The 14,766-nt window shown below is 74.2% G+C and carries 15 protein-coding genes; 6 read left to right on the top strand and 9 right to left on the bottom strand.

Features of this window, described 5'->3' with window-relative positions; genetic code table 11:
• Nucleotides 1–13: 13 nt before the first annotated feature.
• Nucleotides 14–727, bottom strand: a complete 714-nt coding sequence (locus ACFYQQ_RS14070; RefSeq protein ID WP_356165527.1) for a glycoside hydrolase family 75 protein — start codon at nt 725–727, stop codon at nt 14–16.
• Between the two features lie 422 nt (nt 728–1,149).
• Between ACFYQQ_RS14070 and ACFYQQ_RS14075 the strand changes: the two genes are divergently transcribed.
• The 3 genes from ACFYQQ_RS14075 (at nt 1,150) to ACFYQQ_RS14085 (ending at nt 3,784) form a co-directional block, all read left to right on the top strand.
• A complete protein-coding gene (locus ACFYQQ_RS14075; RefSeq protein WP_356238365.1) occupies nt 1,150–2,127 on the top strand; it encodes a fibronectin type III domain-containing protein in 978 nt (325 codons plus the stop codon).
• A gap of 21 nt (nt 2,128–2,148) precedes the next feature.
• Nucleotides 2,149–3,075, top strand: coding sequence for a LysR family transcriptional regulator (locus ACFYQQ_RS14080; protein WP_356165533.1), 927 nt, complete (start codon nt 2,149–2,151; stop codon nt 3,073–3,075).
• A gap of 178 nt (nt 3,076–3,253) precedes the next feature.
• Entirely contained in the window at nt 3,254–3,784 is a 531-nt protein-coding gene (locus tag ACFYQQ_RS14085) for a hypothetical protein (protein ID WP_356165535.1), read from the top strand.
• Between the two features lie 18 nt (nt 3,785–3,802).
• Here the strand turns inward: ACFYQQ_RS14085 and ACFYQQ_RS14090 are convergent, their stop codons facing one another.
• From ACFYQQ_RS14090 to ACFYQQ_RS14105, 4 genes are all read right to left on the bottom strand, one after another.
• Nucleotides 3,803–4,402, bottom strand: coding sequence for a PadR family transcriptional regulator (locus ACFYQQ_RS14090; RefSeq protein WP_356165538.1), 600 nt, complete (start codon nt 4,400–4,402; stop codon nt 3,803–3,805).
• 47 nt (nt 4,403–4,449) lie between these two features.
• Nucleotides 4,450–6,465: an NADPH-dependent 2,4-dienoyl-CoA reductase gene (locus tag ACFYQQ_RS14095; protein ID WP_355793909.1), complete on the bottom strand. Its 2,016-nt coding sequence runs from the start codon at nt 6,463–6,465 to the stop codon at nt 4,450–4,452.
• Between the two features lie 100 nt (nt 6,466–6,565).
• Complete coding sequence (locus ACFYQQ_RS14100) at nt 6,566–7,351, bottom strand: putative protein N(5)-glutamine methyltransferase (RefSeq protein ID WP_388904620.1); 786 nt, start codon at nt 7,349–7,351, stop codon at nt 6,566–6,568.
• A gap of 175 nt (nt 7,352–7,526) precedes the next feature.
• Complete coding sequence (locus tag ACFYQQ_RS14105) at nt 7,527–8,627, bottom strand: hypothetical protein (protein ID WP_388904622.1); 1,101 nt, start codon at nt 8,625–8,627, stop codon at nt 7,527–7,529.
• A 206-nt stretch (nt 8,628–8,833) separates the two neighbouring features.
• On the opposite strand from ACFYQQ_RS14105, the gene ACFYQQ_RS14110 reads away from it, so the two are divergent.
• Nucleotides 8,834–9,247: a MarR family winged helix-turn-helix transcriptional regulator gene (locus ACFYQQ_RS14110; protein WP_388904781.1), complete on the top strand. Its 414-nt coding sequence runs from the start codon at nt 8,834–8,836 to the stop codon at nt 9,245–9,247.
• 99 nt (nt 9,248–9,346) lie between these two features.
• Here ACFYQQ_RS14110 and ACFYQQ_RS14115 read toward each other — a convergent pair whose 3' ends face one another.
• Both ACFYQQ_RS14115 and ACFYQQ_RS14120 read right to left on the bottom strand, forming a co-directional pair.
• On the bottom strand, nt 9,347–10,045 hold the full coding sequence (locus ACFYQQ_RS14115; RefSeq protein ID WP_355794425.1) for a GNAT family N-acetyltransferase: 699 nt from the start codon (nt 10,043–10,045) through the stop codon (nt 9,347–9,349).
• Between the two features lie 68 nt (nt 10,046–10,113).
• The gene (locus tag ACFYQQ_RS14120; RefSeq protein WP_388904624.1) at nt 10,114–11,034 is read right to left on the bottom strand and encodes an NADP-dependent oxidoreductase; all 921 of its coding nucleotides are present in this window, start codon (nt 11,032–11,034) and stop codon (nt 10,114–10,116) included.
• A 290-nt stretch (nt 11,035–11,324) separates the two neighbouring features.
• Here ACFYQQ_RS14120 and ACFYQQ_RS14125 point away from each other — a divergent pair, with 290 nt between their 5' ends.
• Both ACFYQQ_RS14125 and ACFYQQ_RS14130 read left to right on the top strand, forming a co-directional pair.
• Complete coding sequence (locus tag ACFYQQ_RS14125; protein ID WP_356165550.1) at nt 11,325–11,930, top strand: sulfite oxidase-like oxidoreductase; 606 nt, start codon at nt 11,325–11,327, stop codon at nt 11,928–11,930.
• Nucleotides 11,923–12,678, top strand: coding sequence for a ferredoxin reductase (locus ACFYQQ_RS14130; RefSeq protein ID WP_356165553.1), 756 nt, complete (start codon nt 11,923–11,925; stop codon nt 12,676–12,678). The genes ACFYQQ_RS14125 and ACFYQQ_RS14130 overlap by 8 nt, the downstream gene beginning before the upstream one ends.
• Nucleotides 12,679–12,872: 194 nt before the next feature.
• Here ACFYQQ_RS14130 and ACFYQQ_RS14135 read toward each other — a convergent pair whose 3' ends face one another.
• Nucleotides 12,873–13,763, bottom strand: coding sequence for a universal stress protein (locus tag ACFYQQ_RS14135; protein ID WP_356165556.1), 891 nt, complete (start codon nt 13,761–13,763; stop codon nt 12,873–12,875).
• 208 nt (nt 13,764–13,971) lie between these two features.
• Nucleotides 13,972–14,667, bottom strand: a complete 696-nt coding sequence (locus ACFYQQ_RS14140) for an alpha/beta fold hydrolase (RefSeq protein WP_388904627.1) — start codon at nt 14,665–14,667, stop codon at nt 13,972–13,974.
• Between the last annotated feature and the right edge of the window lie 99 nt (nt 14,668–14,766).

Genomic DNA, 14,766 nt, shown 5'->3' on the forward strand with positions numbered 1-14,766 from the left:
TGTCGGCGGGCGCTCAGTCCCGGTTCGCGTCGAGGAACTTGCGCGCCAGCGCCTTCCCCCGGGTGACCGCGGCCCGCTGGTCCTCGATCGGCGACACCACCGAGTCCTTGAAGACGATGTAGGTGACCCCCGAGGGCACGCCGCCGCCCCGCGGGTCGGTGCGGATGCCGAGGCCGCGGGCGGCGGCGTAGGACGCCTCACCGATGATGTCGCGGGGCCCGACGTCGCCGACGACGGCGTACTGGACGCGGTCCCGGTAGATGACGGCGGCGACGGAGCCGCCGCGGATCCCGTGGTCGCGGTGGTTCCAGACGGGGCCGGGGGCCGGTACGACGATGTAGGGCAGGGTCTCGGCACTCAGATAGCGTCCGTCGGACTGCTGGAAGGCGGTCATGGACGAGAAGAGCGGGTCGGTGCGCCCGTTGCAGCGGGGGCCGGGGCGGCCGTCGCAGTCGATGTCGAGGTCGCTCTTCCAGAACACGGCTCCGCGCTTGCCGCACACCGGGATGTCCGCCGGGGCGGCGTCGTCGCTGCGGTAGCGGCCCCTGGAGACCGGCGCGCAGTCGCGCACCTCGGCCAGCAGGTCACCGGCGCGTACGGACTCCTCACGCGCCGCGGGCCGCTGGGGCCCGGCGGCGGGTACGGCGGGCGGCGGCTTCGCCGGCAGCGTGGTGGGGGCGAGCAGGGCGGCGCCGGCCGCGGCCAACGTCAGCGACTGGACACGCACGATAAAGAACCCTCTCCTGGGCGACACTGACGGGCACTCACCCAAATCTGGGGTGGGTCACCGAGAGCGGCCACCGGTGAGGGTCCGGACGGTGCACGGCGAGGGAGCACCGCGTGCCCCGGATGCGCATGGCGCGGTGCCGACACGCCCGCCTCGCGGGGGTGGTCGGCCGAGAGGCCGGACCTGGTCGGCCCGGCCCGCTCGGCCGGCCTCTCCGGCGCGGATTCAGCGACGACAGCGGCCCGCGCCGTTGGACATGAACTCCCTTGGATGGAAGGCGAGTTCACGCCGTGTCGGAGTTCAGCATACGGAGCCGCCCGCGGCCCCGGCGAACGGCTCCCCTTCTCGACCCGCCCCCTTGATGTGGCCGCGCCGGCATGGCATACAGGTACAGACCAATCCCGCCGAGGGAAGGCAGTGCCGTGCGACGCACACCCATTCCGGTGATCTGCGGCTCGCTGCTCCTGGTGGCGTCCTGCGGCTGGGGCGGCCAGGACGGGGACGAGAGGGGCCGGCTGCCGTCGGCCCCGGCGGGCGTCACGGCGGCGGCGGGCAGCGCGACCAGCGTGCACGTCATGTGGAACCTGGCCACGGGCGATCCCGAGGTCGACCGGTACGAGGTGTACCGCGGCACCCGGAAGGTGAAGGAGGTGCCGGGTACGGAGCACATGGTGGACGTCACCCGGCTCACCCCCGCCACCACCTACGTCTTCACGGTCCGGGCGCGGACCGCCGACGGCGACGCCGGACCCCCCAGCAGGCGCGTGCGCGCAACGACCCCCGCGGCGGGCACCGCCGACGGCCGCGCCCCGACCCGCCCAGGCCGCCCTCACGGCAAGGTGGCCGGCGGCCGGGCGGTCCAGTTGTCCTGGGAGGCGTCGGCGGACGACCGGCGTGTCGCCTCGTACGACATCTACCAGGGCGCCTCGAAGATCCACAGCGTGGGCGGCGGGCAGACGGCCGCCGTGGTCACCGGACTGCGCCCGGGGACCCGGTACTCGTTCACCGTGCGGGCGCGTGACGCCGCAGACAACGTCTCGCCCCCCAGCGAGCCCGTCCGGCTGACCACGGCCGCCGGCCGCGACGACGGCCGGGGGACGGCGCCCACGGCCTTCCGCGCCGCCACCCACCGCGCGGACGGCGGGTACTACATCGACCTGTCCTGGGACCCCCCGGAGACGGACGGCGTGATCACGGAGTACCGGATCGTGCTCGACGGGCGCACCGCGACCTCGCTCGTGTGGGGCGGCACCCCGCCGGCCGGGCGGGCGACGCACAGCTTCTACGTCGGACGCGAGGCCGGGGCCGTGCACCGCGTGCGGATCCGGGCGAAGCTGCCCGACGGCACCTGGGGCGGGCTCTCGGCGGAGCGGACGGTGACGACGGGAGCCGGCCGATAGGCGGAGACTAGGGTTGTCCTCATGACCCATAGGGATTCCGATGCCTCCCCGCTGGACCTCTCCCAGCTGCGCACCTTCCTCGCCGTCCACCGCGCCGGTTCGTTCACCGGCGCGGCGCGCCTGCTCGGGCTCTCCCAGCCGACGGTGACGACACAGATGCGCGCGCTGGAGGAGCAGCTCGGCCGTGAGCTGTTCGAGCGGCGGCCGCGCGGGGTGGTGCCCACGGCGGTGGCGGACGAGCTGGCCGCGCAGGTGGCGGCGCCCCTCGACGCGCTGGCGGCGGTCGCCGAGCGCGGCGGACCCGGCGCGGACCAGACACCCGAGCCGGTGCATCTGGCGGGCCCGGCGGAGCTGCTGTGCACGCGTGCCGTGCCCGCGCTGGCCCCGCTGACGGACCGGGGCGTACGGCTGCGGGTGAGCACGGGGCTGACCGACGAACTGCTGGAGGGGCTGCGCGGCGGCCGCTTCGACCTGGTGATCGCCACGACCAGGCCGCGCGGACGCTCCCTGACGTCCGCGCCTCTGGGCGACGAGGAGTTCGTGCTGGTCGCCTCGCCCGCGTGGGCCGAGCGCATCGGTCCCGAGCGGGTGGCGGCCGAGGGGGCGGCGGCCCTGCACGGGGTACCGCTGGTGTCGTACGCGGAGGATCTGCCGATCGCGCGCCGGTACTGGCGGCACGTCTTCGGGGTCCGTCTCAGCGGGCAGGCGGCGGTCACGGTACCGGACCTGCGCGGGGTACGGGCGGCGGTGGCCGCCGGTGCCGGGATCAGCGTGCTCCCCCGCTATCTGTGCCTGGAGGAGCTGGCCTCGGGGGCGCTGGTGGCCCTCCTCTCGCCCGAGGACCCGCCGATCAACACCGCGTACCTCGTCCGGCGCCCCGGGGCGCCGGACAATCCGCATGTCGCCCTGGTGCGGGAGCGGCTGCTCCAGGCCGGCCGTACCTGGTGAGCGCGGCGCGCGGGCGGGTCGGGGGCCGCCGTCCGAAGGAGTTCGTCACCTGCCCGGTCCCCCTCCGCGTGCGGTACCGGTCCGGGGCGCGTTGGCTCTCCCTGAGGCAGCACGGCCGCTTCCCGATCAAGGCGGCTCATGGGATGTACCGCCACCGTGCCGCTGGAGGGCAAGTCCTATGCGTTCAACTCAGATATTCCTCCGCTCCGGCCTGACCGTGGCCGCAGCCGCCGCGCTTCCCCTCACCCTGTCCGCCGGCTCGGCCGCCGCGTGGGGTGCGGGAATCTCGGTGAGCACCAGCGGCTCCACGGTCACCGTCACCACCAGCGCCTGCACGGGCAGCGGCGGCAGCTTCGGCAACGCCTCGCTGCTCACCAGCAGCCAGTCGAGTTTCGCCCAGGGCCGCCAGGCGGCGCTGACCGGGACCAGCAACAGCCAGATGGCCAGCTGGTCGGGCGTGCGCTCGGGCACCTACACGGTCATCGTGGTCTGCCAGAACGGCACCACGGCGGGCACCCAGTCCATCGTCGTCTCGGCTCCGACGATCTCCGCCACGGCCTCCCCCTCGCGCGGCGTCATGGGCGGTGTGGGCGGCGCCAGCAAGGACTACGGCACGCTCACCCTGGCCGGCGGCGGCGCGCTGGTGGCCGCGGGCACCGTGGCGGCGGCCTGGTTCCTGCGCCGGCGCTCGAAGCCGCACCGCCTCTGACCGCGGGTCCGGTGCCGGTCACACGGGCGGCCGTCGGTCGGCTCCGGCCGGCGTGACGGCCTCCTGTGCGTTGCCGGTCCGCTGCCCGGCCTGTTCGAACTCCGCCAGCGCCTGGGTCAGCCACTGGGTCCAGAACGTCTCCAGGTCGATCCCGGCCCGCAGGACGAGGTGCCGCAGACGGTGCTCGGGTCCGTCCTTGCCGGGCGGGAAGTCGCGCTCCTGGATCTCCTCGTACTCCGCCAACTGACGCCGGTGCAGGTCGAGATGGCGGCGCAGGTCCGCCTCGATGCCGTCGGTGCCGACGACCGCGGAGGCCCGCAGCCGCAGCAGCAGGGTGTCGCGCAGCGGCTTCGGGTCCTGCGGTGCGGCGGTCCAGCGGGCCAGTTCGGCGCGGCCCGCCGTCAGCACCTCGTAGCTCTTCTTCTGGCCCCGGGCCGGCTGCTCGGCGGGCAGCGCGCGGATGAACCCCTCGGCCTCCAGCTTTCCCAGCTCGCGGTAGATCTGCTGGTGCGTCGCCGACCAGAAGTAGCCGATCGACTTGTCGAACCGCCGGGTCAGTTCGAGCCCCGAGGACGGCTTCTCCAGCAGGGCGGTCAGGATCGCGTGCGGCAGTGACATGGCCTCATCCTAGGGAGGGCCGCCCACCGGGCCGCCCTCCCGCCTTTCTAGAGTGCCGCCGCCAGTTCCGTGCCCTGCTTGATGGCGCGCTTGGCGTCCAGTTCGGCGGCCACGTCGGCGCCGCCGATGAGGTGGACGCTGCGGCCGGCGGCGCTCAGCTCCTCGTAGAGGTCGCGCCGGGGCTCCTGGCCGGTGCACAGCACGACGGTGTCGACCTCCAGGACCTGGCTGAGGCCGTCCACGGTGATGTGCAGTCCGGCGTCGTCGATCCGGTCGTACCGGACCCCCGGCACCATGCTCACGCCGCGGTGCTTGAGCTCGGTACGGTGGATCCAGCCGGTCGTCTTGCCGAGTCCGGCGCCCACCTTGGTGGCCTTGCGCTGCAGCAGGTGGACGGTGCGCGGCGGGGCGGGCCGCTCGGGCTCCGTGAGGCCGCCGGGGGCCCGGTAGTCCATGTCGACGCCCCAGTTCCGGAAGTACGTGGCCGGGTCCTCGCTCGCCTTGTCGCCCGCGTCGGTGAGGTACTCGGCGACGTCGAAGCCGATGCCGCCGGCCCCGAGGACGGCGACGCGCTCGCCGACCTGGGCGCCGTCGCGCAGCACGTCGAGGTAGCCGACGACGCTCGGGTGGTCGACACCGGGGATGTCGGGGGTGCGCGGGCTGACGCCGGTGGCGACGACGACCTCGTCGAATCCGGAGACGTCCTCGGCGCCGACGCGGGTGTTCAACCGGACGTCCACGCCGTGCAGTTCGAGCTGGTGACGGAAGTAGCGGATCGTCTCGTCGAACTCCTGCTTGCCGGGGACCTTGCGGGCCACGTTGAGCTGGCCGCCGATCTCGCCCGCGGCGTCGTAGAGGGTGACGTCGTGACCGCGTTCGGCCGCGGAGACCGCGCAGGCGAGCCCCGCGGGACCCGCGCCCACCACGGCGACGCGCTTGCGCAGCCGGGTCGGCGCCAGCACCAGCTCCGTCTCGTGGCAGGCGCGCGGGTTGACCAGGCAGGAGGTGATCTTGCCGCCGAAGGTGTGGTCGAGGCAGGCCTGGTTGCAGCCGATGCAGGTGTTGATGGCTTCGGGGCGGCCCGCCTCGGCCTTGGCGACGAAGTCGGGGTCGGCGAGCATCGGACGCGCCAGCGACACCATGTCGGCGTACCCGTCGGCGAGCAACTGCTCTGCGATCTCCGGGGTGTTGATGCGGTTGGTGGTCACCAGGGGCACCGACACGGCACCCATCACCTTCTTGGTGACCCAGGCGTACGCGCCGCGCGGCACCGAGGTCGCGATGGTCGGGATCCGCGCCTCGTGCCAGCCGATGCCGGTGTTGATGATCGTCGCGCCTGCCTCCTCCACGGCCTTCGCCAGGGTGACGACCTCCTCCAGCGAGGATCCCCCGGGCACCAGGTCGAGCATGGAGAGCCGGTAGATGATGATGAAGTCGTCGCCGACCGCCTCGCGCACCCGCCGGACGATCTCCACGGGGAAACGCATCCGGTTCTCGTACGAGCCGCCCCAGCGGTCCTCGCGCCGGTTGGTCCGCGCCGCGATGAACTCGTTGATCAGGTAGCCCTCGGAGCCCATGATCTCGACGCCGTCGTAGCCCGCGCGCCGGGCCAGCCGCGCCGCACGCGCGTAGTCGTCGATGGTCTGCTCGACCTCGGCGTCGGTGAGCGCGTGCGGCGGGAAGGGGCTGATCGGCGCCTGGAGGGCGCTCGGGGCGACCAGGTCCTGGTGGTAGGCGTAGCGCCCGAAGTGCAGGATCTGCAGGGCGATCCGGCCGCCCTCGCGGTGGACCGCCGAGGTGATCTCCGTGTGCTGCTCGGCCTCCGCCTCGGTGGTCAGCTTCGCCCCGCCCTCGTAGGGCCGTCCCGCGTCGTTGGGCGCGATGCCGCCGGTGACGATGAGTCCGACGCCGCCGCGGGCCCGGGTGGCGTAGAACTCCGCCATCCGCTCGAAGCCGCGCTCGGCCTCCTCCAGGCCCACGTGCATGGAGCCCATGATCACGCGGTTGGGCAGCGTGGTGAATCCCAGGTCGAGCGGGTTCAGCAGGTGCGGGTAACGGCTCATCGGGCCCTCCGTGCGCGGTGTGGTGTGTCTGTTGTAGACGACCGCACAGCGCTTTTGCAACTAGTTGCATAACCGGAGGGACCCAGCTCACACGGCGCCCTTAGGGTGTGCCCGGCCGGACGCCGAGGACGACGTGGGCCTCCATCTCCTCGGACACCGCCAGCCGGACGGTCAGGCCGCCGCGGGTGAAGGCGTCCACGGCCGCGGACGCCTGGAGTTCGCTCGTCTCCACGAGGAGGCAGCCGCCGGGCGCGAGCCAGCGGGCGGCCCCGGCGGCGACGCGGCGCAGGACGTCCAGACCGTCCGCGCCCCCGTCGAGCGCCACCAGCGGCTCGTGGTCACGCGCCTCCGGGGGCAGCAGACCGACCTCGCCGGTCGGGACGTAGGGCACGTTCGCGGCCAGCACGTCCACCCGGCCGAGCAGGCCCTCGGGCAGCGCCTCGAACAGGTTGCCCTCGTGGACCCGGCCGCCGAGTTCGGCCAGGTTGCGGCGGGCGCAGCGCACCGCGGCGGGATCGATGTCGGCGGCGTGCAGCTCGGGCCGTCCGAGGGAGACGGCCAACGCGGCGCCCACCGCGCCGGAGCCGCAGCACAGATCCACCACGACCGCCGCCTTCGGGGCGTGGGCGACGGCCTGGCGGACCAGGAACTCGGTGCGGCGGCGGGGCACGAAGACACCGGTGTCCACGGTGATGCGCAGTCCGTGGAACTCGGCCCAGCCGACGACGTGTTCCAGGGGCAGCCCGGCGACCCGGCGCGCCACCATGGCGGCGACCTCGTCCTGGTCACGGGCGGTGGAGAGGATCAACTCCGCCTCGTCCTCGGCGAATACACAGCCTGCGGTACGAAGTGCGGCCACTACGGCGGAAGGTGCGAGAAAGGGCATGGAGAGCGAGGGCCTTTCGATGAACCGAAGGGCGCTCTCGCGATCACCTAGAGCAGGCGACCCGCGTTGCCTCGAAGGGAGAGCACCCGACCTGACACAGCGGTAATGGGTCTCACCTCCTGGCGACTTGTCGGTTGGGGCCGTCCACAACCGCGAGGCCACATTACAGGAACGATCAGACGGCCACCGACTCCTCCAGCTCCTCCTCCGCCTCCTCGTCCGGAGCCGGCGCGGGGGCCGCCGCTGCCGCCTCCGGCGCCGGCTCGGAGCCCGGGACGGCCCGCCGGGCACGCGCCCGCTCGGCCGCGCCCGCGACCGCGGTGAGCAGCAGACCGGCCAGGAGCCAGACGACGAGCGTCCCCGCGGCGCCGGACAGCCCGTCGCCGTCGAAGTAGAGGAGACCGCGGACGCCCTCGACGAAACCCGCGCCGTTCCAGAACGCGTGCAGCGTGCCGAAGAAGCCGTTCTGGAGCTCGGGCCGGAACAGGCCGCCGGAGCTGGTGAAGTTGAGCATCACGAACAGCACCATCATGGCGAGGGTGGTCCACCGCTTGAGGAAGGTGTGGAGCCCGACGCCGATGAACAGGATGCCCGCGGAGTACAGCCAGCCCATCCCCCACACACCCGCGAGGTCGTGGTGCGCGAGGTGGAACACCGGTCCCGCGAGCAGCGCGCCGATGGCACTGACGACGCCGGACACGCCGACGGCCAGCAGGCTCCGTATCCGCAGGGGCAGAGCCGCGCCCGCCGCGCCGAGGGCGGCGACGGACGCGTAGGAGCCGATGCTCAGCGCGACGAGCAGGAAGAACAGGCCCTGGCCCGTCGGGTCGTCGCGGACCGTCGGCGCCACGTCGGTGATCTTCAGGGGTTCACCCTGCCGGGCGGCGACCGGGGTGAAGACCTTCTCGACGGACAGGGCGCCCATGTCCGAGGAGGCGGTCGCGACGAGCAGCTCGGGCGCCTTGCCCGGGGCGTAGGCGCCGGTGATGTCGCGGGACCGCAGGAGGTCGACCGCCTCGGGGCGGGTGGCGACGGTCCGGACGTCCAGCGCGTCCCCGGCCTCGTCCTTGACGGTCTGGGCGAAGACCTTCGTCTCGGGGCCGATGCCCACGACGGCGACGGGCAGGTGGTTCGGCTCCGGGGTGGCGAAGGCCCCCAGGTAGGCGAGCCCCATGCCGAGGCACATCAGGAGCGGGGTGACCAAGTGCGTGAGCACATGGCGCAGGGCGGGTGAGCGCAGGCCGGCGACCACGGGGCCTCCTCCATTGGTTGGCATTTACAACTCCTTATCCAGTTGTACTATACAACCAGGAGAGTGAGGGAGTCGCCGTGACCACATCCGAAGAGCCCACCGCCCCCGGCCGGGACGGTGCCGACGGCCCCGGCGCCCCGGCCCGCCGGGGTGTCCGCGGGACGGCGGCCCGCGACGGGGCGAAGCTCCCCCGCTCCGCCGACGCCGCCGTCGAGACCATCCAGCGCGAGATGACGGCGTTCGCCCGGCGCGCCCGGGCCTCGGCGGGGCGCATGCACCCCGAGCTGTCGCTGGTGTCGTACACCCTGCTCGGGCACCTGGAGGAGCGCGGCGGCTGCCGGGCCACCGACCTCGCCGCGCACTACGCGCTGGACAAGTCCACGGTGAGCCGGCAGGTGGCCGGTCTGGAGCGCGCCGGGCTCATCGAGCGGCGCCTCGATCCCGACGACCACCGTGTGCAGGTGCTGCATCTGACACCGGCCGGCAGCGCGCTGCTCGTCCAGGTGACCGAGAGCCGCCGGAGCGCGTTCCGCGAGCGTCTCGACGGCTGGCCCGAGGACGACCTGACGCGGTTCGCCGAGTACCTGCTGCGGTACAACGACGCGGCACCGGACGCCCGGGAAGACCACCCGTCCGCGGGCTGAGACACGCTCGGCCCGGGCGGACGCGCCCCGCGGCCCCAACTCGCCGTCCTCGGCGAGCGGAGTGCCACGGAGCGGCCCTCGTCCGGCCGGCCGCTCACGTCATACGGCGGCGGGGGTGTGCCCGTCCGGCGCGTGCTCCGGCACCCGGGCCGCCATGAAGCGGGTGGTGCGCCGCAGCCGGAAGCCGAGTGCCTCGTACAGCCGGATGGCGCCGGTGTTGGCCGCGCTCGTGTGCAGGAACGGGGTCTCGCCGCGTTCGCGGACACCGTGCGCGACGGCCAGGACGAGCCGCCCGGCCAGGCCCTTGCCCCGGAAGTCGGGGTCGGTGCAGACCGCGCTGATCTCGGTCCAGCCCGGCGGGTGCAGCCGCTCCCCCGCCATCGCGACCAGCGCGCCGCCATGGCGGATCCCGAGGTAGGTGCCGAGTTCCACGGTGCGCGGCAGGAACGGCCCGGGCCTGGTGCGCCGCACCAGGTCCAGCATCTCCGGCACGTCGTCCGGCCCGAGGCGTACGGCCTCCGCGTCCGGCGCCGCGGGGATGCCGTCGTCGACGAGCTGGACGCCTTCCAGGCTGAAGGTCACCTCCCAGCCCGGCGGTGTCCGCCCCTGGAACCCGGCCAGGGGCGCCTCCCCGCCGGGACCGACCAGCGCCGCCAGATCCGCCCAGTCGTCGGCGTCGGGCTCGTCCGGGAGGGCCAGCCACGGCGACACGTCGGTCGGGTAACGCAGGACGCGGCCGCGGCGCTCCGCGAAGTGGGCGTGCGGCCCGGTCAGCGAGGCCAGGGCCGGGTTGTCCAGGACGTGCCGCTCCGGAGCCCTGCCCGGGTCCGTGCCGAGGGGCTGCCGTTCGGTGCTCGCCCCGGCGCTCACGCGGCCACCTCGATCACGGTCTTGCCGCGCGCGTGGCCGTCCTCGACGAGGCGCAGCGCCTCACCCGCCCGGTCCAGGGGGAACGTCCGTGTGACGAAGGGGTCGAGGCTGCCGTCGGTGACGAGCCGCGCGACCTCGTCGAGCACGGCGGCGGTGCGGGCCCGGGCGACGGCCGCGCCGCCCAGCCGCGCGACCGTCTCCCGGTCGGCCCCGGTGATCAGCTTCGAGGCGTCCGGCAGCAGTGTCGCCGCCGCTTCGAGGGCCTCGCCGCCGACCAGGTCGAAGACCGCGTCGATCCCGTCCGGCGCGGCGGCCCGCACCCGCTCGGCCAGTCCCGGGCCCGAGGGGACGTGCACGGCGCCCAGCGACTCGACGAAGTCCTTCTTGCCCTCGCTCGCGACGCCGACCGCGCGCAGCCCGAAGGCCCGGGCGAGCTGAAGCGCCGCGACACCGACCCCGCCGCCCGCCCCGGTGACCAGCAGGGTCTCCCCGGGCGCCAGACCGAGCTGCCGGAGGCCGTCGTACGCGGTCGCCGCGGCCACCGGGAGCACGGCGGCGTCCGTGAAGGACAGCGCGGCCGGCTTGTGGGCGGTCACCGCCACCGGAAGCACCGCGTACTCGGCGTAGGCGCCGTCCACCGGGTTGCCGAAGACCTCGTCCCCGACGGCGAAGCCGGTCACCCCGGGGCCGGTCTCCACGACGACACCGGCGGCCTCGTTGCCGAACACCGCCGGAAGCTCGCGTGCGGGACCGCCCGGACGCCGGTAGCCGGCGCGCTGCTTGAAGTCGACGGGGTTCACACCGGCCGCGCGCACCGCGACCAGGACCTCACCGGGGCCGGGACTCGGCCGCTCCCGGTCCACGAGGGACTCGGTCTCCGGGCCGCCGTACCGGGTGAACACGTACGCCTTGGGCATGGTCTGCCTCACTCTCCCTTCGCAGTCGCCGGTCGGGGACCCACCGGCGTCGGCATCTGTGGCAAGGGAGATCACGACACCGCTATTCCCGGCGCCGCGGAGTGTTCATACGGCCGCAACGATCGGGGCCGCCGTCCACAGGGGCGCCGGTCGGGGCCGCCTTCCGCGTACGGTTGAATGCGTACGCACGGACCCGCGCGGGCGCCCGCCCGCGGACGGCCGCGCCACCCCGCACACCGCTCGCGATCGACCCCGCGCCGTCCCCGGGACGGCCTGGAGGCACCACCGTCATGAACGTCACCCGAGGCTTCACCGGACGCCCCCGCGTCCACAACGCCGGTCTGCCGCCCGGCCAGTACGACGCGGGGGACGACTGGCCCGTCCTGTCCGCCGAGGTCACCCCCGAGCTGGCGCCGGCCGACTGGAGCTTCCGGATCGACGGTCTGGTCGCCGAGCCCCGCGGCTGGGACTGGGACGAGGCCCACGCGCTGCCGTCGTCGGTGTACGAGGGTGACATCCACTGCGTGACGAGCTGGTCGAAGTTCGGCGTGCGCTTCGGCGGCGTGTCCCTGGACGCCTTCCTCGACGCCGTCCGCCCGGACACCGCCGCCACCCACGCCGTCGCGTACTCCCACACGGGCTACACGGCCAACCTCCCGCTGGCCGACCTGAGGGGCGGGCGCGCCTGGATCGTCTGGGAGTACGACGGGAAGCCGCTGCCCGCCGAGCACGGCGGCCCGGCCCGGCTGATCGTGCCCCACCTGTACTTCTGGAAGAGCGCCAAGTGGATCGCGGGCATCCGGCTGCTGGACCACGAGGAGCCCGGCTTCTGGGAGCAGAACGGCTACCACGCGCGCGGCAACCCCTGGGAAGAGCAGCGGTACTCCGGTGACTGAGACGTTCGTGCCCCCGACCCCGTTCGCCGTGCCCGGCCGGATCGCCGTGAGCGAGCAGGCCGCGACCCACTGGCAGGACGCCACGCTCACCGGGATCCGCCGCGAGACCCCGTACGCCTCCACGTTCCGGTTCGCCGTGCCCGGCTGGACGGGGCACCTGCCGGGACAGCACCTGATGCTGCGGCTCACCGCGCCGGACGGGTACACGGCCCAGCGCCACTACTCCCTCGCGTCCGCGCCCGACGACAGCGGGCACATCGAGCTCACCCTCGACCATGTCGACGGCGGTGAGGTCTCGGGCTGGTTCCACACGGTGGCAAGGCCGGGGGACGTGGTGCAGGTGCGCGGTCCGGTCAGCGGTTTCTTCGCCTGGCCCGGTGACCGGCCGGCCCTCCTGATCGGCGCGGGCTCCGGTGTCGTCCCGCTCATGTCGATGGTGCGGCACCGCCGCGCGAGCGGTCGGTCCGTCCCGCTGCGGCTGCTCGTCTCCGCGCGTGGCCCGCGGGAGCTGATCTACGCCCGGGAGTACGGCGAGGAGACCACGACCGTCTTCACGCGCAGCGCACCGCGGGGCGTCCCGGTCGGCCGCCTGTCGGCGGCACATGTGGCGCCGCTCCTGGCCGACGCGCCCGCCGGTGGGTGGGAGGCCTATGTGTGCGGCTCCAACGGTTTCGCGGAACACGCGTCGCGGCTGCTGGTCGGGGCCGGTCAGCCGGTGGACCGCATCCGCATCGAGCGCTTCGGCTGAACCAGCCGCTCAACGGACGACCCGCTCAGCCCGTGCGCTCGCCGACCGCGGCCCGGTCGGCGGGTCGGCGGGCCCCGGTACCTCGAGCCGACGTCTCGGGGCTCGCGTGCCGCGTCCGCCGTCGGCGCGCCCGGGGCTTCGGTGCGCGTGCGGTCCCGGCCGACGGTCCGCGGTCAGCGGTCAGCGGTCAGCGGTCAGCGGTGCGGGACCACCGCCACGGGGCACGCGGAGTGGTGGACCAGCACACGGGCGGCCCGGCCGAGACCGGCCGTGTCGGCGCGTCGGCCGACGACCAGCAGCCCGGCCCGGCGGGACTCCTTCAGCAGGTGCGGGCCGGGCCGGCCGTGCACGACGTGCTCGGTGACGGTGGTCTCCGGGAACTTGTGCCGCCACGGTTGCAGGGTGCTCGTCAGCACACGCCGCCTGCCCTCCTCCCGCTCGGGGGCGTCCTCGGGCGGCGGCGCGCCGGGCACGTAGCCGCGCGGCGGTGGCGGCGTGGTCCAGGTGTGTGTCACGTGCAGCGGCGCCGAGCGGGCGGCGGCCGTCTCGAAGGCGTACGCGAGGAGTTCGTCGGCGGGGCGGTCCGGGTCGAGACCGAGGACCACCGGCAGGTAGGGGGCGCGGTGCGGCGGGGTGCCGTCGACGGTGGGCATCCGCTCGTCCTCGGGGAGTTCGCCCGCGCGCACCAGGACGACCGGATGCGCGGCGGCGGAGGTGACGGCGAGCGCCACCGAGCCGACCGGGAAACCGGTGAATCCGGTGGCGCCCCAGGAGCCGAGCACCAGGGCCTCGGCCTCGGCCGCGGCGTCGAGCAGCGCCGGGACGACGGGTGTCTCGACGTGGTCGGCGACGATGTCCAGGGCCGGGTGGGCGTACGACAGCCGCACCGCGGCCCGGTCGAGCAGGGTGCGCGCGGGGAGGTCGACGTCCTGGAGCGGGGCGGGGGCGGCCGGTTCGGCGCCCGCGTGCAGCAGGCGCAGCGGAAGGCGACGGCGCTCGGCCTCCCTGGCCGCCCAGTCGGCGGCGTCCAGCGCGGCCCGTGAGCCGTCGACGCCTGCGGTGACGGTACGCGTGCCGCTGCTCATGGCTCCTGCCTTTCGGGATCGCTCATGGCCGGGCTGCCCGGTGCGGGGGACGGGGGACCTCCCTCGGCGGGCCGGTACAGGAGCGGGTTCCACGCGGGCCGCGGATCAGTCGTGCGGCGCCGTGATCCCTCGCGAACTCCGCCCGGCACGCCGGGGGTTGGGTCCCGGCGGTCCCCTGGGCGGTGTGCCGGACCTCGGGGTCGGTCCGTCAGCGGCGCTGGTCGAGCAGAATTCTCGCCAGTTCGTGCGGCTGGGAGAACATCGGCCAGTGCCCGGTGTCCATGTCGACCAGGCGCCACCGCTCGCTCTTGAGCGACTCCGCCACGTCGTCGTTCGGCTCGGGGCCGTCCAGGAGGCACTTGACGTAGGTCGCCGGCAATTCGCCCAACGGGCGGGTCAGGACGGCGGGTTCGGTGAGGCTGGCGCCCGGGTGCGGTGTCGCGCCGGCCGCGAGCCGCGCGATCTGCTCGCTGCTGAGGCCCTGACCGTCGTACTCCTCCGCGCTCAGCGGCTGCCAGAAGCCGCCGTTCTCGGCGAGCCCGGCCTCGAAGCGCTCCTCGCCCTGCCACCAGTTGGAGGCGAACGAGGCGCCGTCGACGGGGATCTCGGAGTCGACGAAGACCACGCGGGCGAGCCGGTCGCCGATGCGCTCGGCGGCCTGGCCGACCGGGATGCCCGCGTAGCTGTGTCCGACGAGGACGACGTCACGCAGGTCGAGGCGCTCCACCTCGCCGACGATGTCCTCCACGTGTGTCCGCTGTCCCGCGGGCTGTCCCTGCCGCTCGGCGACGCCGGACAGCGTCAGGGCGTGCGCGCCGCATCCGGCCGCGCGCAACTCCGGCACCACCTCGTCCCACGCCCACGATCCCAGCCACGCGCCTGCCACCAGTACGAAGTCCGTCATGAGGAAAACGTAGCGCCGGGGTCTGACACGCGCCGCCCGATCCCGGTTCCGTACCCCTTCGGGTCGGTGGTCCCGAAGGGATCTGGCGGGCGCGCGGAC

Source organism: Streptomyces sp. NPDC005496 (assembly GCF_042872045.1).
Taxonomy (GTDB): Bacteria; Actinomycetota; Actinomycetes; order Streptomycetales; family Streptomycetaceae; genus Streptomyces.